20 protein-coding genes are annotated in these 17,251 nt (G+C 47.1%); 13 read left to right on the top strand and 7 right to left on the bottom strand.

From position 1 onward, the window contains the following. Positions 1-7: 7 nt before the first annotated feature. The 3 genes from WHS43_02620 to WHS43_02610 are packed head-to-tail and all read left to right on the top strand — an operon-like array spanning position 8 to position 2,033. Positions 8-409 (top strand): low molecular weight phosphatase family protein, encoded by a 402-nt coding sequence (locus tag WHS43_02620; protein MEJ5338530.1) that lies wholly within the window; start codon positions 8-10, stop codon positions 407-409. Between the two features lie 47 nt (positions 410-456). Next, positions 457-1,368, top strand: coding sequence for a LysR family transcriptional regulator (locus tag WHS43_02615; protein MEJ5338529.1), 912 nt, complete (start codon positions 457-459; stop codon positions 1,366-1,368). Beyond that, positions 1,365-2,033 carry an HAD-IA family hydrolase gene (locus WHS43_02610; protein MEJ5338528.1) on the top strand — a complete coding sequence of 223 codons (669 nt, stop codon included), beginning with the start codon at positions 1,365-1,367 and terminating at the stop codon, positions 2,031-2,033. Before WHS43_02615 ends, WHS43_02610 begins: the two co-directional genes overlap by 4 nt. Here WHS43_02610 and WHS43_02605 read toward each other — a convergent pair. The 4 genes from WHS43_02605 to WHS43_02590 are packed head-to-tail and all read right to left on the bottom strand — an operon-like array spanning position 1,972 to position 4,010. Then, positions 1,972-2,172 carry a Trm112 family protein gene (locus WHS43_02605; protein MEJ5338527.1) on the bottom strand — a complete coding sequence of 67 codons (201 nt, stop codon included), beginning with the start codon at positions 2,170-2,172 and terminating at the stop codon, positions 1,972-1,974. The two genes, WHS43_02610 and WHS43_02605, sit on opposite strands and share 62 nt — an antisense overlap. A gap of 1 nt (position 2,173) precedes the next feature. After that, on the bottom strand, positions 2,174-2,587 hold the full coding sequence (locus WHS43_02600; GenBank protein MEJ5338526.1) for a hypothetical protein: 414 nt from the start codon (positions 2,585-2,587) through the stop codon (positions 2,174-2,176). A gap of 2 nt (positions 2,588-2,589) precedes the next feature. Beyond that, complete coding sequence (gene moaA / locus WHS43_02595; GenBank protein ID MEJ5338525.1) at positions 2,590-3,591, bottom strand: GTP 3',8-cyclase MoaA; 1,002 nt, start codon at positions 3,589-3,591, stop codon at positions 2,590-2,592. Beyond that, positions 3,588-4,010 carry a molybdenum cofactor biosynthesis protein MoaE gene (locus tag WHS43_02590; protein MEJ5338524.1) on the bottom strand — a complete coding sequence of 141 codons (423 nt, stop codon included), beginning with the start codon at positions 4,008-4,010 and terminating at the stop codon, positions 3,588-3,590. Before WHS43_02590 ends, moaA begins: the two co-directional genes overlap by 4 nt. Positions 4,011-4,078: 68 nt before the next feature. On the opposite strand from WHS43_02590, the gene fliG reads away from it, so the two are divergent. Genes fliG through WHS43_02550 form a run of 8 tightly spaced genes read left to right on the top strand, consistent with a single transcriptional unit; the run spans position 4,079 to position 12,065 of the window. Then, positions 4,079-5,083 carry a flagellar motor switch protein FliG gene (fliG, locus tag WHS43_02585; protein ID MEJ5338523.1) on the top strand — a complete coding sequence of 335 codons (1,005 nt, stop codon included), beginning with the start codon at positions 4,079-4,081 and terminating at the stop codon, positions 5,081-5,083. After that, the gene (locus WHS43_02580) at positions 5,076-5,762 is read left to right on the top strand and encodes a FliH/SctL family protein (protein ID MEJ5338522.1); all 687 of its coding nucleotides are present in this window, start codon (positions 5,076-5,078) and stop codon (positions 5,760-5,762) included. The genes fliG and WHS43_02580 overlap by 8 nt, the downstream gene beginning before the upstream one ends. Continuing rightward, positions 5,746-7,023, top strand: coding sequence for a FliI/YscN family ATPase (locus tag WHS43_02575; protein MEJ5338521.1), 1,278 nt, complete (start codon positions 5,746-5,748; stop codon positions 7,021-7,023). The genes WHS43_02580 and WHS43_02575 overlap by 17 nt, the downstream gene beginning before the upstream one ends. Before the next feature lie 10 nt (positions 7,024-7,033). Then, positions 7,034-8,347, top strand: a complete 1,314-nt coding sequence (locus tag WHS43_02570) for a glutamate-5-semialdehyde dehydrogenase (protein ID MEJ5338520.1) — start codon at positions 7,034-7,036, stop codon at positions 8,345-8,347. Next, positions 8,335-8,679 carry a hypothetical protein gene (locus WHS43_02565; GenBank protein MEJ5338519.1) on the top strand — a complete coding sequence of 115 codons (345 nt, stop codon included), beginning with the start codon at positions 8,335-8,337 and terminating at the stop codon, positions 8,677-8,679. The genes WHS43_02570 and WHS43_02565 overlap by 13 nt, the downstream gene beginning before the upstream one ends. Then, positions 8,676-10,454 (top strand): SulP family inorganic anion transporter, encoded by a 1,779-nt coding sequence (locus WHS43_02560; protein MEJ5338518.1) that lies wholly within the window; start codon positions 8,676-8,678, stop codon positions 10,452-10,454. The genes WHS43_02565 and WHS43_02560 overlap by 4 nt, the downstream gene beginning before the upstream one ends. A 13-nt stretch (positions 10,455-10,467) precedes the next feature. Continuing rightward, on the top strand, positions 10,468-11,286 hold the full coding sequence (locus WHS43_02555; GenBank protein MEJ5338517.1) for a hypothetical protein: 819 nt from the start codon (positions 10,468-10,470) through the stop codon (positions 11,284-11,286). 2 nt (positions 11,287-11,288) lie between these two features. After that, entirely contained in the window at positions 11,289-12,065 is a 777-nt protein-coding gene (locus WHS43_02550; GenBank protein ID MEJ5338516.1) for a site-specific DNA-methyltransferase, read from the top strand. Here WHS43_02550 and nadD read toward each other — a convergent pair. Continuing rightward, positions 12,020-12,628 (bottom strand): nicotinate-nucleotide adenylyltransferase, encoded by a 609-nt coding sequence (gene nadD / locus WHS43_02545; GenBank protein MEJ5338515.1) that lies wholly within the window; start codon positions 12,626-12,628, stop codon positions 12,020-12,022. The two genes, WHS43_02550 and nadD, sit on opposite strands and share 46 nt — an antisense overlap. Before the next feature lie 19 nt (positions 12,629-12,647). On the opposite strand from nadD, the gene fabG reads away from it, so the two are divergent. Together fabG and folK are read left to right on the top strand one after the other, a co-directional pair. Beyond that, entirely contained in the window at positions 12,648-13,397 is a 750-nt protein-coding gene (fabG, locus tag WHS43_02540; GenBank protein MEJ5338514.1) for a 3-oxoacyl-[acyl-carrier-protein] reductase, read from the top strand. 9 nt (positions 13,398-13,406) lie between these two features. Continuing rightward, the gene (gene folK / locus WHS43_02535) at positions 13,407-13,895 is read left to right on the top strand and encodes a 2-amino-4-hydroxy-6-hydroxymethyldihydropteridine diphosphokinase (protein ID MEJ5338513.1); all 489 of its coding nucleotides are present in this window, start codon (positions 13,407-13,409) and stop codon (positions 13,893-13,895) included. Here folK and WHS43_02530 read toward each other — a convergent pair. Next, a complete protein-coding gene (locus tag WHS43_02530; GenBank protein ID MEJ5338512.1) occupies positions 13,884-14,912 on the bottom strand; it encodes a ribonucleotide-diphosphate reductase subunit beta in 1,029 nt (342 codons plus the stop codon). The two genes, folK and WHS43_02530, sit on opposite strands and share 12 nt — an antisense overlap. A gap of 11 nt (positions 14,913-14,923) precedes the next feature. Continuing rightward, positions 14,924-17,215 carry a ribonucleoside-diphosphate reductase subunit alpha gene (locus WHS43_02525; protein MEJ5338511.1) on the bottom strand — a complete coding sequence of 764 codons (2,292 nt, stop codon included), beginning with the start codon at positions 17,213-17,215 and terminating at the stop codon, positions 14,924-14,926. Between the last annotated feature and the right edge of the window lie 36 nt (positions 17,216-17,251).

Below are 17,251 nucleotides of genomic sequence, written 5' to 3'. Positions count from 1 at the left end.
CAATTCCATGAGGATAGCCTTCATATCCACAAGAAATGCAGTAAGGAGCATAATGGCTGAGGCTGTGGCAAGAAAACTTTCAAGGCTTGCACTTCTAACTCCGGATATATACTCTGCAGGTGTGGAGCCAGCAGGTAGTGTGCCGGAGGAAGTCATAAACCTCCTGAAAGAGAAGGGCTATGCCACAGACAACCTTCATCCAAAGGGAATGGAGAGCATACCCTATGACCAGATAGACCTGCTCATAACTCTTTCCCCGGAGGCAAGAGACATGTGTCCCTATTCGGAAAGACACATGAGAAGGGAGCACTGGGTGCTTGAGGAGCCAAAGACTCTGAAAAGAGAGGACCTATCAAGGCTTCTGGAACAGTTAGAGAATCTCATAAGGGCTCTCTTTAAGATAAGTTAGACTTATCCTTGCCATAAGAAGGATTTATATTAAAATTTTAAACTGTAATGATAGACATCAGCAAGCTCAAGACCTTTGTGGCGGTTGCAGACCTGGGAAGCTTTTCAAAGGCTTCTGAAATACTGTATATAACTCAGCCCGCCGTAACCCAGCAGATAAAAGCCCTTGAGAGGATAATAGGTGCAAAGCTTTTCCAGAGACAGGGTGGAAGGATAGTGCTTACCGACGAGGGCAAGAGGATATACCAGATAGCCAAGAGTCTCCTGGCAAGTTATGAGAACCTCATGGAGGAGATGGCAAAGATAAAAAAGGACTTTAAGGACACACTGCTTCTGGGCATAAGCACAACCCTGAGCGAATACAAGGTTCCCGAGCTTCTGGTGGAGTTCCACCAACAGCTTCCCAACATCTCCATAAGGGTCCTTGTGGACAATTCACAGCACATAGAAGAGGGTCTCTCCTCAGGCGTCCTCAACATAGGAGTGATAGAGAGAGAGCCCTCTGAAAGGTTCAGCTCCATCAAGTGGTTCATGGATGAGGTGGTCTTCTTTACACACCCTTCCCATCCCTTTGCCAAAAAGGGGGAAATAGAGCCTGAAGAGCTCTACGGAGCGGACCTCATATTCAGAGAGGTGAGTTCAGGCACAAGGAAGGTGGTCAAGGAGGAGCTGGAGAGGCTTGGCATAATCTTTGAAAGGCTGAACATAAGGATAGAGATAAACTGTGGAAGGTCTATCCTGAGCATGGTAAAGAAGGGCTACGGCTGTAGTTTTCTTTCTAAGGGCATCGTGGAAAAGGCAATAGAGGAAGGTAGTGTGGTTCCTGTAAAAATAAGGGGCTTCAATGCAGTCAGGTGGTATTACATAATCTATCCCGAGCACGAAAAGCTCACCTTCCTGGCAAGCAGGTTCATGAAGTTTCTCCTTTCAAAGGCAAGCTCCGAGCTGGTGGCGGGATGAAGAAGGGTGTTATCTTTGATGTGGACGGGGTCATAGTGGACGTAAGCCAGTCCTATCACTACGCCATAAAGCACACGGCAGAACACTTTCTCGGAAGGGAGGTTCCTATAGAAGATGTAAGAAGAATAAAGTTTTCCAGAGGCATTAACAACGACTGGCTTGCAACCCTTGAGGTCATAAGGGAATACGGGGGTGATGCAGACTTTGAAGAGATAAAGAGTTTATTCAACCGGCTTTATAGGACACTGAGAGAAAAGGAAAGGCTCATACTGGGAGGTGACTTTTTCGGGGAGCTGAAAGCCATGGGCTACCCACTTGGCATAGTCACAGGAAGACCCAGAGAAGACCTGCAGCATCTCTTTGAGAGGTCCGGGCTTTCACACTTCTTTGACTTCGTGGTGGATGAGGATACAATACAGGAAGAAGAACTGAGAAAGCCCCACCCTTACGCCCTGCATCTGTGTGTTGAAGGTCTTGGGATTGACGCTGGCGTTTATGTAGGCGACAGCCTTGCAGACTGGCGGATGCTGAGAGATTACAGAAAAATATACGCAAAGCCCCTTGAATACATTCATGTGGGAGAGAGGGTGGTGCCAGATAAAGTCAGGAATTCTCAGCCTGAGACTCTACTTCAAGCTCTTCAAGAGGTCTTGCAGAGTCTGTAAGGAGTATGGGAATGTCTTCTTCTACGGGGTAGTAAACCCTGCAGTTGGTGCATATGAGCACATTTCTCCTTTCGTCGTAAGTGAGGTCGCCCTTGCACCTTGGGCATGCGAGTATTTCAAGAAGTTCTCTGCTCAGCATCCTATTCCTCCTTTACGTATTCCCACAACTCTAACATGAACCTTTTGAACTCCTCTTTCTGAGCCTGTCCCAGCCTGTCAAGAAGGTTCTCCTCATCAAAAAGCAAATCACCGGATAGGGGAGAAAAGTCAAGATACTCAAGGTGTGCTATCTCAAGACCAAAGATACACATATACTGCTGTGCTTCTTCCTTAAACCTTACAAATTCCTCCTCGTAGGGCTGGGACTCTCTTGTGGTCCAGTGGTAAGCACCACCGAAGGGATTGAGCCAATATTGCTCATCAGACTCAAGACAGAAGCGTGCTCTCCTTACAGATACAAGGTCCGTCAGAAGCTCTCCATCGGGCATGCTCACCGCCCATACCCTGTTCTTAACAGGGTTTATCAGGAATTCCACCTGCCTGTGCTCTATCATACTCAACCCCCCACCTTGAACATCTCAAATCTCTTCGGGACTATCCCACTTCTGAGGAGCTCAAGCCTATGCTCTGAATACCTGTCAGACCTTCTGGTCCAGATACTTCTTACAAACTCCCTTATCTCCTCATCCTCCGCACCGCCTCTTATAAGGCTCTTTACATCATGACCATCATGAGCAAAGAGGCATGTGAGAAGTCTTCCATCTGCGGTAAGTCTTAGCCTGTTGCAATCTCCACAGAAGGGCTGGGTTACTGAGGATATGAAGCCCACCTCCAGACCGTCGTCCCTGTATCTGTATCTCTCCGCCACTTCTCCCCTGTAAGCCTTTTCCACCGGCTCAAGCTCAAAGTGTTTCTGAAGAAGTTCAAGCATCTCCCTTGTGGAATACACCCTTTCCAGAGACCAGCCATTTATATTTCCCACGTCCATAAACTCTATGAACCTGACCACTACGCCCATCCCTTTGAAAAAGCTGGCTATATCTATTATCTCATCATGGTTAACGCCCCTTATGACGCATACGTTCACCTTTACGGGGCTCAGTCCCACCCTTAGAGCCTCTTCTATACCCTCAAGTATTTTGGAAACCTTCACGTCTCTCCCTACAAGCTTTGAGAAAACCTCGTCCTTCAGAGAATGAAGGCTCACCGTCACCCTTTTGAGCCCTGCCTCTTTCAGAATTCTTGCCTTTTCTTTTAGCAGAAATCCGTTTGTGGTAAGGCTCATGTCCTCAAGGGGGAGTTCTGAAAGGTATTTAATAAGGTTTTCAAGACGCCTTCTGAGGAGGGGTTCTCCCCCCGTAAGTCTTACCTTCTTCACACCAAGCGGAATTACGGCCTTTACAAACCTTGCTATCTCCTCAAAGGAAAGTATCTCCTCACGTCTGAAGAACTCGTATTCCTCTCCCTCTGGCATACAGAAGGTGCATCTGAAGTTGCACCTGTCCGTTACCGATATCCTCAGGTCATGAAGCTCCCTTCCAAGGGCGTCCCTAATCATGCTCCGAGCACCCACTCACCCTTACCATCGCTGAAAACCTCCTTCTTCCATATGGGCACTCTCTTTTTCACCTCATCCACTGCATACCTGCATGCTCTGAAGGTTTCATCTCTGTGCCCACCGAAGACCACCACCATAAAGGAGGGCTCTCCCACCTTTACCACGCCCAGCCTGTGATGTATAAAGACCTCCCTTACCGGGAAATTCCTGAGCGTCTCTTCCCTTATCTCCTCCATAACCTTTATAGCCATCTCAGGAAAAGCTTCATAGTGAAGCTCCATCACATCCCCATCTTCAGGTGCAGACCTTGCTATGCCGAGGAACAGGAGACCTGCACCGCAATCCTCTGGTGGTTGATACTCCGAGAGAACACTCTCTGCACCTATCCACTCCACTCCAAGATAGACTTTGGGAACCATGTCTATAATTATAGGTTTTGTCCTGAACCCTTTGATGACTTATCTCAAAAAGTCTTAAACTATTATACATGCCGGAAGTCAGGAGTAAACTGAGCAAGGCTCAGAAGGCGGCCATACTGCTCATGGCCATGCCACCACAGGTGGCGGTGGAGGTAATGAAAGAACTCTCCGACGATGAGATTCAGGAAGTTCTACTTCATGCCACAAACATTGAAGGTATAACCCTGAAGGACATAGAAGAGGTGGCAAAGGAGTTTATAGAAGAATACAGGGCAACCTCCTTTATAACTCCAGACATAGATGCACTGCTTGAGTTTGCAAGAAAGGCTCTTCCACCAGACAAGTTTGCCAAGATATACGAGTTTCTGAGCAGTTCAAACCTCATAAAAAGCTTTCAGGAACTTGAGAGGGTTGACAGCAAAATACTTGCAAACATACTGATGGGTGAGCATCCCCAAACTATAGCGGTGGTTCTTTCTCAGCTAAACCCCAACAAATCTGCAGAGATACTAAAGCTGCTTCCGGACACTGTTGGAATAGAAGTGGTAAAGAGGCTTGCAACCCTTGAAAACATATCTCCCGAGTTCTTCGGTGAACTGATAGAGGTTCTTGCAGAAGAGATAAGAAGTATGGGGGTTAGCGGAATAATGCAGAAGATGGAGGGAATTACTCTAACCGCGGAGCTTCTCAATATGCTTGACAGAGATACCACCAACAGAATACTGGCAAAGCTGGACGAAGAGGACCCATACCTTTCAGAGAAGATAAAGGAAAAGATGTTCACCTTTGAAGACATCCGAAAGCTGGACAACAGGGCAATAGTGGAAATACTCAAGGCTGTAGAAAAAAGCACTCTCATAATAGCTCTTAAAGGGGCACCCGAGGACATAAGGGAAAAGTTCTTCTCCAACATGTCCAAAAAGGCTGCTGACATTATGAGGGAGGACATGGAGGCTCTTGGACCCTTAAGGGCTTCAGAGGTAGAAAAGGCGCAGAAACAGGTAATACAGGTTATAAAGAACCTGGCAGACCAGGGAGTAATAGACATAACAGGCGGGGAGACCTATGTCTAAGGGGGAGTTCAGACCACTTCACCATCTACATAACCTGGAGCACAAAGAAGAGATACAAACTCCGCAAGTCAAGGAAGATGCTGGAAAGCTTCAGCCTCCATGTGAAGAGTTGGAACTCCGATGGCAAGCGGAAAGGGAAAAGCTGAAGGAAGAAATCGGAACTCTCAAGTTCCAGCTGGAAAACCTTGAAAGGGAAAGGGCAAAGGTCCTTGAAGAGAGGGACATGGCTCTCAAAGAGTTAGAGGAGAAAAGGGCGGTTGAGAAGATTCTTGAGAATCTATCGGAAAGGCTCATAGAAGCCTTTAAGAACATAAGGGTAAACATGAAGGAAGAAGTAATTGAGCTTGTTTCCAAGCTTTTGAGAGAGCTTCTTGTCACTGACCTTATACCAAAGGAAGATGTTATCCTGAGAGCTCTTTCAAAAGTTCTTGAGTCGGGGGTTGAGCTCAAGGGTCAGGTGGTTCTCTACCTTAACCCCAAGGACTTTCACAGAATTTCCCACCATCTGGAAAGTCTGAAAGAAAGACTGGGAGATGGAGTGCAGATTAGCCCAGTAGTAAAGGGAGAACTGAAGGAAGGGGAGTTCCTCATAGAAACACCAAAGCTTTGGATAGAGAGGCGATACGATGAGGTGCTGCAGGACCTTCTTGAGGATATGAGAAATGAGGGGAGTGTCTAGAATATACCATAAGGTTTACAGGGCGAGCGGTGTTTACCTTGAAGCCTACAATACAGACGGGGCAGTAGGAGACCATGTGATAATATTCCCACACAGAAACAGGCCTGTTGAAGGGGAGATAATCGGCTTTAACGAGGACAGATGCATAATAATGCCCTTCAGCTATCCATCTGGAGTAAAGGCAGGTGATAAAGTATGGATAAAAAAAGAGCACATTTCCACCCTTGTGGGAAAAAATCTTCTCGGTGAACTGCTTGACCCCTTTGGAAGAAGGCTTTCAGATGGTTCACTCCCCGCTGGTGAAAGAAAGCCCATTCTCCTTGAAGACATAAACCCCCTGGAGAGGGAAAGGATAAGGGAAACCTTTGACTGCGGCATAAGGTCAATAAACGCACTCCTGACGCTGGGGAAGGGTCAGAAGGTGGGAATATTTGCGGGTGCTGGGGTGGGCAAGAGCACGCTTTTGGGTATGATAGTGAAAAACAGCAAAGTGGACGCGGTGGTTCTTGCTCTGATAGGTGAGAGGGGGAGGGAAGTGAGAGAGTTTGTGGAGGATGTGCTCGGGGAAGAAGGAAGGAAGAAAAGTGTAATAGTGGTAACCACCTCAGACCAGACCCCCATACTTAAAGTAAAGGGAGCACTGAGTGCTCTTGTCCACGCAAGATATCTTGCAGACATGGGGCTGCATGTGCTCCTCCTTATGGACTCCATCACGAGGCTTGCCATGGCTCAGAGGGAGGTAGGGCTGTCTGCGGGAGAGCCACCCACCATGAAAGGCTATACACCTTCGGTTTTCTATTTGCTTTCAAAGGTTGTGGAAAACTGCGGGAATTTTAAAAAGGGTAGTATAACAGGCATATTCAGCGTCCTTGTGGAGGGGGATGATATAAGCCTTGACCCTGTTGCAGACTCCCTCATGGGCGTTCTTGATGGGCATATAATCCTCTCAAGGAAGAGGGCAAACGCAGGCATACACCCTGCCATAGACCCTGTAAGGAGCCTCAGCAGGCTCATGCCTCAGGTGGTAAGTAAGGAGCACATGCACATGGCCATGTATATAAGAGAAGTGCTGAGCGCCTACGAGTCTATGGAAGATATGGTAAACCTCGGTCTTTACAATCCCGGGAGCAATCCTCTTGTGGACAGGGCAGTAAAGAACTATGAAGAAATCAGAGAGTTTTTCAAACAGGGTGTGGATGAGAAGGTAAGTTATGAAGAAAGTCTGGAAGCCCTGAAGAGGCTTTACGACAAACTGGTATAATTTTAATACCATGGTGGAAATCAAAAGTTATGCCGAGGAAAAGGTAGAGCTTGCCCGCTCTACGCTGAGAAGGCTTATGTCTGTTACAACGCACATAAAGAACAGAGCCCTCCTAAGGGCCGCAGAGCTACTGCAGGAGAAAAGAGATTTTATAAAAGGAGAGAACCAGAAGGATATAGATTATGCAAAATCTCAGGGACTTCCTCCAGCCCTCATAGACAGACTGCTCCTCAACGACAAACGCATAGAGGGTATGGTAAAGGTTCTCAGAGATGTGGCAGGGCTTCCAGACCCTGTGGGAGAGATAACGCGCATGTGGACTCTGCCCAACGGTCTTCAGGTGGGCAGGATGAGGGTTCCCCTCGGGGTAATCTTCATAGTATACGAAGCAAGACCCAACGTGACCATAGAGGCCGCCTCTCTGTGCATGAAGTCTTCAAATGCGGTTATACTGAGGGGTGGAAAAGAGGCTATAAACTCCAACAGAGCCCTTGTGGAGATACTCCGTCAGGCATGCAGAGAAACAGGCTTTCCGGAGGAGGCAGTGCAGTTCATAGACAGACCTGAGAGGGAAATAGTATGGGAAATCCTTGGAATGGAGGGCAAGGTAGATGTGGCGATTCCAAGGGGCGGTGAAAGTCTCATAAGGGCCGTGGCGGAGAAGGCAAAGGTGCCTGTAATAAAGCACTACAAGGGGGTCTGCAACATATACGTGGACGAGGAGGCAGACCTCATAAAGGCCTATCACATAGTATACAACGCCAAGGTTCAGAGGCCATCTGTCTGCAACGCCGTGGAGAACCTCATAATCCACAGAAGCCTTTTAAACAGCTTCTGGCCAAGGATGGCTGATATACTGGGAAGGGCTGGCGTAGAGCTAAGGTGCGACCAGGAAAGCCTTCAGGCAATAAGGTCAAGACCGGAGCTGTCCCATGTGAAGGCAGTGCCTGCAACGGAGGAGGACTACTATGAGGAGTTCCTTGACCTTATACTGGCGGTAAAGACTGTGGGTAGCCTTGAGGAGGCAATGGACTTCATAGAAAAATACGGCTCAAAGCACTCAGACGCCATCATAACGGAAAACTACACAAAAGCCATGAAGTTCATAAAAGAAGTGGACTCAGCAGCCGTATATGTGAACGCCTCCACACGATTTACAGATGGGAACGAGTTTGGTCTTGGTGCGGAGATGGGTATTTCTACAGATAAGATACATGCAAGGGGTCCAATGGCTCTTGAAGAGCTCACAATCCAGAAGTTTGTAATACTGGGTAATGGACATTTGAGAGACAACGTAGGGGTTCCGCCTGAATGGATGCCATAGATACGCAGGACCTTATAGATTTTCTGACAAAGGGAGAGAGGTCAGAAAGGCTGGAAAACTACTTTAGAGAGGTTGAAAGAAAGAAGGGCAAAGTCTTTCTCTCCAACTACACGCTCCTTGAGCTGGCATACCTTCTTGAGTTTAACTTTGGAATCAGCAAAGACCTGATAGCAAGGAGTCTGAGAACAATGATTGAAGACAGGCTATTTAGAGTGGAGGGCAAAAGGGACCTTGAAGAAGCTCTGAAGCTTTATTCAGAGGGTATGGACTTGCTTGAAGCCCTGAAAGAAGTTCAGCTAAAAAGATTCAATGCAGAGAGGATAAGGCTATGAAGATAAACATAACCCTTGACCTTGCACCCTTTATGCCCTGGCTGAAGAGCTACGATAGGGATAAATTCACAAGGGACCTGATAGCTGGCCTTACAGTGGCTGCGGTGCTGGTTCCCCAGTCCATGGCTTACGCACTTCTTGCAGGCATGCCCCCCATATACGGGCTATACGCCTCCTTCCTGCCGGTTATGGTGGCTGCATTATTTGGAAGTTCAAGGTTTCTGGCAACGGGACCAGTGGCCATGACTGCACTGCTTACCGGGTCTGCCCTTTATGGGCTGGCGGAGCCCGGCAGTGAAAGGTGGGTCATGCTTGCAGCAGTGCTGGCACTCATGGTGGGCTTTATAAGGCTAACTGTGGGTATTTTTAAGCTCGCCTTTGTGGTAGAGCTCATATCTAACAGTGTGATAGTTGGTTTTACCAGCGCCGGTGCACTGGTTATAGCCCTCAGTCAGGCCGGGCATCTTCTTGGCTTTAAGATAACTCAGAGCACCCACATATACGAGGTTCTTGCGGACATAATAAGCAAGCTTTCCCAGACAAATCCATACACGCTTATTGTGGGTGTTGTCGCCTACGCCATAATATGGTTCTCAAAGAGGATAAGCCCTCTCCTTCCTGGTGCGCTCCTTGCGGTTTTCATAACCTCTATAGCCTCATATTTTCTGGGCCTCCAGAATTTTGGTGTCTCCCTGGTGGGAAATGTGCCAAGTGGTCTACCTCCCCTTGAGATTCCGTCGGTGGACTACAGAACCTTTTCCCAGCTCTGGGTGGGTGCAATCGTAATATCTGCCTTTGGTCTTATGGAGGCTGTGGCCATAGCCAAGCAGCTTGCCATAAGAGCGGGGGACAGATGGGACCCAAATCAGGAGCTTGTAGGTCAGGGGCTTGCCAATGTGGTGGCAGGTCTTTTCAAAGGCTTTCCAGTGGGTGGCTCCTTTTCGAGGTCAGCCCTCAACTTTCAGCTTGGTGCAAAGACGCCCATCGCCAGCGTTATAACAGGTGCCGTTATCGGTCTTACCCTGCTCTTTCTTGCGCCCTTTTTCTACTACCTTCCGAAGGCAACGCTTTCCGCCATAGTGCTCTCTGCGGTTATAAGTCTTATAAGACCTCAGGAAATACTCAGGCTCTACAGGATAAACCCAGTAGATGGCATTGTGGCGGGAGTGACCTTTGCCACCGTCTTTTTCATGGACCTGTGGGTTGCCATAACTCTTGGAACTCTCATAGCCTTTGGAAGCTTTGTATACAAGACCATGTATCCCAGGATTGTGGTGCTCACGAGGAACCCGGGGTCTTCCACCTTTGTGAACGCAGAGAGGGAAAAACTCCCTGAGTGTCCCCAGATACTGTACATAAGACCCAACATGTCCATATACTTCGGCAACGCCGAATATGTGTATGAGTATGTGCTTCAGAGGGTGGAGGAGAGGAAAAAGGCCCTCAAGTTTGTGCTTCTTGACCTGGAGGCGGTTAACCACATGGATGCATCGGGGAGCCTGATGCTGGTAAGGCTTCTTGACAGAATAAGGGCTATGGGTGCGGAGCCTGCTCTTGCCAACATAGGATGCACCGTATACCCACTTCTTGAAAATGTGGAGCTTGACAAACATATGGACATAGACTACGTGTTTGACTCAAAGGGTCAGTCCATAGTGGAGCTTTTCAAAAAACTTGACCACGAATACTGCAGAAAGAGATGTCCCTACGCTGTCTTCAAAGAATGCTGGAGTGTAAAGGAGCAGGGCTTCAAGCCTGTGGAAAAGGTGGCGTGAGCCTCTTTCAGCCATGAACAGGCGGTTGGTTGGCTCTATTACCGCAAAGGGTGGTTTTGCCAGTGAGCGAGCCATAGCTCAGAAGTTTAACAACTACAGGAAAGATAGCGAGGCGCAGGCATGGTTAAGGTATATGGGATACGAACCAGATAAGATAAGTGAGCTACACGCCGAAGTCGTGCCAGTGAAAATATCTAAGGAAATGGCTGTAAAATACGGGCTTGATATCAATAAACTTAAGCATGATATTCTATATAAGAAGAGCGATGTGCAAGTAAGAATATATTTGATTTACGATAATACACTTTTTGTTGAAAATGTATCAGTTAAAAAAGCGAACAGTGATGCAGACTATAATCAGGTTGATAAGCGAAGAGTGGATAACTACAGAGAAATGTGGGGCTTTGATGAAGAGATTGCTCTGTGGCTTAAATACTTTACGGGTGAGGTAAAACCACCAGAAGGCTACGCTCGCAGAGACCATAGAAGGCTTTTCTTTGACGAGATGCCCGAAATGATAAGGGAAAAGATAGTTGATTTTTTCAGAAAAAACAAAATGTTGGTGGTTTGCGATGTTCTAAAAGGTAGAGGTGCCCTATCGGCAGACTGGCTTATAGTTGCGAGATATGTAAAGGAAAAGGATATTACAGATTTTGCAATATCAGATATAAACATTGCAATAAACTTTTTCGGAAGAGGAGATGTCCGCATATCTCCGATGGGCAACCTTTACATAGGCAGGATAACAATGCAGAGAAAAGGTGGAACACCAGACCCTACAAAGCTACAGTTTAAAATAAAACCCTGCCAGATATTTGAACTTAGAGGGTAGTTATGGAGCTAAACAAGGTATACTTGGGAGATTGCATAGAGATAATGAGAGAGTTCCCTAATGAATGCATAGACCTGATTTTTGCAGACCCACCCTTTAATATAGGCATAAGGTATGACAAATGGAAGGATAGTCTGGAGTATGAGGAGTATCTGCAATGGTCAGAAGATTGGTTGAGGGAAGCCTATAGAGTTCTAAAAAAAACCGGCTCAATATATGTAGCTATAGGTGATGAGTTTGCTGCGGAACTTGTGATAATCATGAAAAGGCTTGGTCTATACATGAGAAACTGGATAATATGGTATTATACCTTTGGACAACACCAAAAAAAGAAGTTTACACGCTCGCACACACACATTCTGTATTTCACGAAGGATAAGGAAAGATTTACCTTTAACTCAGATGAGATAAGGGTTCCCTCTGCAAGACAGCTTGTATATCGGGATAGAAGAGCAAACCCAAAGGGTAGAATTCCCGATGACGTGTGGACCTTCCCGAGGGTATGTGGCACTTTTAAAGAGAGAGTTGGAAGACACCCCTGTCAGATGCCGGAAGCTCTCCTTGAGAGGGTTATTCTCGCCAGCTCAAATCCAGGGGATATTGTGCTTGACCCTTTTGGAGGAACTGGCACAACTGCAGTTGTAGCCAAAAGACTTGGAAGAAATTTCATAACCATTGAGCTCTCTGAAACATACTACAGTGTAATTATAGAAAGATTGCGAAAGGAGGAGATTCAGGGTAAACTGTTTGAAGTATATAAACCCCTTGCCAGTATGTAATCCTCAACCTTCTCCGGCACCATCCACCTTATACTCCTTCCGTTTTTCAACCTTTCCCTTATCTCCGTGGAAGATATGTCTATGCGCCTTACGGATAAAAGGTAAAAATCCTCTCCCTCTCTGAGCTTTGGGAAGTTTTCTTTTATGTATCTTTTCAACCTCTCCCATTTGCCTTCCCTGTCCACCACCACAAAGCGTGCAAGAGATATGAGCTCATGGGGCTCTCTCCAGAGGTGAAGGCTCAGAAAGCTGTCTGCACCCACAAGGAAAAAGGGTCTTTCTCTCTGACCTGCATAGAGCTCTCTTGCGGTGTCCACCGTGTAGGATATGCCACCCCTTTCTACCTCCATACTGCTCACCTCAAAGCCTTCAAGACCTTCAACAGAGAGTTTAAGCATTTCAAGCCTGTCCTCCGGACTTGCCATGTGGGGCTCCTTCAGGGGTGCCTGATGGGCAGGCACAAAGACCACACTTTCAAAGTCCATAGCTTCTCTCACATCCCTTGCCACGAGGAGATGACCAAGATGAACAGGGTCAAAGCTGCCGCCAAAGAAGAGCTTCATGCTGTGTTAAAATCTTAGCATGTTCTGCGTAGATTTATCGGGTAAAAGAGCCCTTGTAACAGGGTCCACAAGGGGCATTGGAAGGTCAATAGCTGAGTTTCTTGCAAGGGCGGGTGCAAAGGTAGTTATAACTGGAAGGGATGAGCTGAGGGCTGAAGAAGTGGCAAGGCAGATAGGAGAAAGCAACGGTGTTGAGGCTTTTGGAATTGCCATGAACATGGCAGATGAAACTTCAGTAAGAGAAGCTTATGCAAGAGTTGAGGAAAGGTGGGGAGGTGTGGACATACTGGTGAACAACGCAGGCATAACCAGGGATAAGCTTTTTCTGAGAATGTCCCTCAAGGACTGGGAAGAGGTAATAAGGACAAACCTTACCGGCACTTTTCTGATAACATCCCTCGCCACAAAGGCTATGTTAAAAAACCGCTGGGGAAGGGTCATAAACATATCCTCCGTTGTGGGCTTTACGGGCAATCCAGGACAGGTAAACTACGCCTCTACAAAATCTGCCCTACTTGGCTTTACCAAAAGCCTTGCCAAAGAGCTGGCAAGTAGAAACATTACAGTTAACGCAGTGGCACCGGGCTTTATTGAAACAGACATGACCGCCGTGCTCTCAGAAGATATAAGGAAGAACTATTTAAAAAACATACCTCTGGGAAGGTTTGGAAAGCCAGAGGATGTGGCGGGTGTGGTCCTATTCCTGTGCTCGGAGCATGCCGGCTACATAACGGGTGAAGTGCTCCATGTAAACGGTGGAATGTATTAACCTTTTTCCATGCCCGTGTGCTACATAGCCTTTGGCAGCAATGTGGAGGACAGGCTCTCTTACATCCTGAAAGCCCTTGAGCTTTTGAAGGACTATGGCTCTATCCTGAAAGTCTCCACCCTATACATAAGCAAACCCTGGGGCAAGACAGACCAGCCTGAGTTTATAAACGGCGTCCTTGAGTTTGAAACTAAGCTGGAACCTATAGGCCTCCTTAAAGTTTTGAAGGAAATTGAGCAGAAGACTGGCAGGAAGCCAAGGGAAAGATGGGGACCGAGGGAGATAGACCTTGACATACTGCTGTATGAAAACCACATCCTGATGCTCAGCTTTCTGAGAGTTCCGCATCTTTACCTGACAGAGAGGGATTTTTTCCTTTTCCCACTTCTTGAGCTGAACCCAAACCTACTTCACCCTCTCAGGAGAGATAGGCTTCAGACTTATGCAGAAAAGCTCGAAAACAATCTGAAGCCCTTTGCCTGTCTTCTACCACTTTAGTTCGCTTCTTTTGGCATAGGTCTGTGGCTTTGCCTGGAAGAAGTCGGTTTTTGTGTCGTTTATCGTTCTGAACTGGTCTATCCATTTCATTGGGTTGTCTGTAACCTCCGGATAGAGTGGTTTGTAGCCAAGCTGCGTGAGCCTGAGGTTGGAAAGATACTTTATATACCTGTCTATCAGGTAATCGTTCAGCCCAAGTATCTGGTTCTGGGTCACGTATTTGCCCCACTCTATCTCCTTTTCCGTGGCAAACCTGAAAAATTCATAGACCCATTTTTCAAGCTCTGGCGTAAAAAGTTCTGGCTGTTCTTCCCTGAGGGTAAGGATGATGTTTCTAAAGAGGGTCACATGCGTAAGTTCATCCCTGTTGATATACTTTATCTGCTGAACCGTATTCCTCATCTTCCCCTGCCTTCCCAGGGTATAGAAGAAGGCAAAGCCAGAGTAAAAATACAGACTCTCGAGCACATAGTTCCCGAAGACTGCCTTTATGAAGTTTTCTTCTGTTGGTTTTCTTATGAACTCGTTGTATAGCTCTGCGATGACCCTGTTGCGTTCCATAAGAACCTGGTCCTGCCTCCAGTAGTTGTATATCTCGTCCGCAATCCTGGGGTCCACAACGCTCTCAAGCACAAACTGGTAAGAATAGCTGTGAAGTGCTTCCTGAAACTCCTGGGAAGTGAGAGCCATAACAAGCTCAGGTGCTGTAATGTAGCGTGCAAACTCTTTAAGCATGTTCACCTGATAGGAGTCAAGGGCTATAAGGAAGGAGAGAACCATCTCATAGGCTCTTTTCTCATACTGGGATAGCTCCTTCTCATACTGTTTTCTGTCCTCATTCATAGGTATCTCTTCGGGAATCCAGAAGTTGGTAAAGCCCATTGTCTTGTAGAGGTCAAAAGCCCACTGATACTTGACGCTGTTCAGCTCCATTATGTTGGTGGGATTGCCAAAGGCTATCCTTCGCTTTGAGGGTTCTCTGTCGCCTCCTGGATTGAAGATTATAGTCCTTTCCATCTTCTACCTCCTCATGTGGAGCAGCTTTCACATTCTTCAATGTCTGTCATGGACTTGCTCCTTGTATAGTAAACTGTTTTGAGTCCAAGTTCCCAGGCAAGTTCGTAAAGTCTTGAAAGCCTTGGACCATCTATCTGCTCGGGGTCTATGAAGAGGTTAAGGGACTGCGCCTGGTCTATCCACTTCTGCCTTGCAGCCGCCGCTCTTATGACCCATTCCTGGTCTATACTGTAGGCGCTCTTGTAGTGCCAGAAGTATCTATCAATCTCTGGAGGCACCTGAGGCAGGATGCCAGACATGTTTTCCTCTTTGTAAAACTTGGCAAAAATTGGGTCTATGGAAGGTGTGGCACCCACTATGAGGGAGGTGGAGCCCGTGGGCATAACTGCCAGCAGATAGGCGTTTCTCATGCCGTTCTTTTTGACCTCTTCCGCAAGGGATACCCAGTCAAAACCGTTCTTTGAAATCCTCCTGTTTTCCTCCGCAGACCTTCCAAAGAATACACCCCTGCTCCAGTCTGAACCTTCAAAGAGGGGATATGCTCCCCTTTCCTTTGCCAGCTCCATGGAACCCTTTATAGCGTAGAAGGCTATTCTTTCAAAAAGCTCCTTTGTAAACTCAAGGTGCTCCTCTGACTCCCACTGGATACCCTTTTTTACAAGGCAGTAGTGGTAGTTGCTCACGCCTATACCTATGGACCTGTATCTGCGATTTGTCCACTCTGCCTCCTTTATTGCATAGAAGTTTATGCTTATCACATTGTCCAGCATCCTTACAAGAAGCGGCACCACCCTTTCCATATCCTCCTTTGAGTAGACTTTTCCAAGGTTTATAGACCCCAGATTGCAGACCACTACATCACCGGCTCTTTTCCTGTGGACTATGGTGCCATCCTCCTGCAGGGTATCCTCTATGTGCGTGGTTGCAGACATGTTCTGCACTATTTCATGGCATAAATTAGAGCTGTATACCATTCCGCAGTGTTTGTTGGGGTTAAGTCTGTTTGCGGTATCCCTGAAAAAGATATAGGGCTCCCCCGTTTCAAAGACAACGGTCAGAAGCCTCTTCCAGAGCTCAAAGGCGTCCACTTCCTTCTTTGCGTTGGATGGAACCTCCCTTTCCAGCCTCTCGTATAGCTCCTCAAACTCTTCTCCGTAGAGGTCCTCAAGGTTTTTGCCATCCTTTACATTCTTGCAGTAGTAGGGGTCAATAAGGGTCCACTTCTGCCTTGCCTTAAGCCTTTTCATAAATAGGTCGGGTATGGCTATAGCCGGATGTATGTCGTGAGCCTTTTTCCTCTCATCGCCCACGTTGGTCTTTACTTCAAGAAATTCCAGTATGTCCTTGTGCCATATGTCAAGGGTTATACTTGCAGAACCCTTTCTCATCCCGAGCTGGTCCACATATATCATCACATCGTTGAGAATTTTGACCACCGGAAGGACGCCAGAGCTTGCCCCCTTGAACTTCCTTATGGGAGCGCCCGTTGCCCTTATCTTTCCAAGGTATATGCCAAGACCACCTGCAAACTTGGAAATCTGACCAGCCTTCTGCACGTTGTCAAAAATGTCATACAAGTCGTCATCCACCGTAAGCACAAAGCAGGAGCTCAGCTGTGTGTGGGTTCTTCTGGCGTTCATCAGAGTAGGGGTGGCAAGAGATACTTCATGTCTGCTCATAAGGTCATAGAAGAGTTTTGCATAGCCGAGTCTATCTTCCCTTTTCTCGGGAAGAGCGAGGGTCATGGCTATTAGCATATACATCTCCTGAGGAAGCTCTATTATGTTTCCATCCTCATCCCTCACCAGATACCTGTCTGCAAGCACCTTTATTCCTGTGTAGGTAAAAAGCAGGTCCCTGTCTGGGTCTATATATCTGGCGAGCTGGTTAAAGTCCTCTTCTGTGTATTCCCTGATAAGATAATCTCCATATATTCCCCTTTCCGCGTAGGTTTTTACAAGCCTGTAGAAACTCTCCGGGTTGTAAGGTTTGTATTTACCGTTTATCTTGTCCTTTACCTTATAACCCCTGAGATGCCCCACATCCTTGTAAAGGTCGTAAAGAAGGAGCCTTGCCGCCACATACTGCCACTGAGGAGTCTGAGGTGAAACCTTTTCTGCTGCTGTCCTTATAAGGAGCTGCTGTATCTCCTTTGTGCTTATGCCGTCCCTGAACTGTATCTGAGCATCCAGCTCCAGCTCCATAGGGTCCACGTCTATACCTGCACACGCAAAATCTATGACTATACGAATCTTGGAAATGTCCAGAGACTCCTTCTTTCCGCTCCTTTTGAGGACGTGCATGGGTTTACCTCCTTTTTTTATACTCTTCTGATAGTA

The organism is Aquificaceae bacterium, from assembly GCA_037481935.1.
Classification (GTDB): domain Bacteria; phylum Aquificota; class Aquificia; order Aquificales; family Aquificaceae; genus Pampinifervens.
Note: the sequence above shows the minus strand (reverse complement) of the source record. Positions and strands in the feature narration are given on the sequence as shown.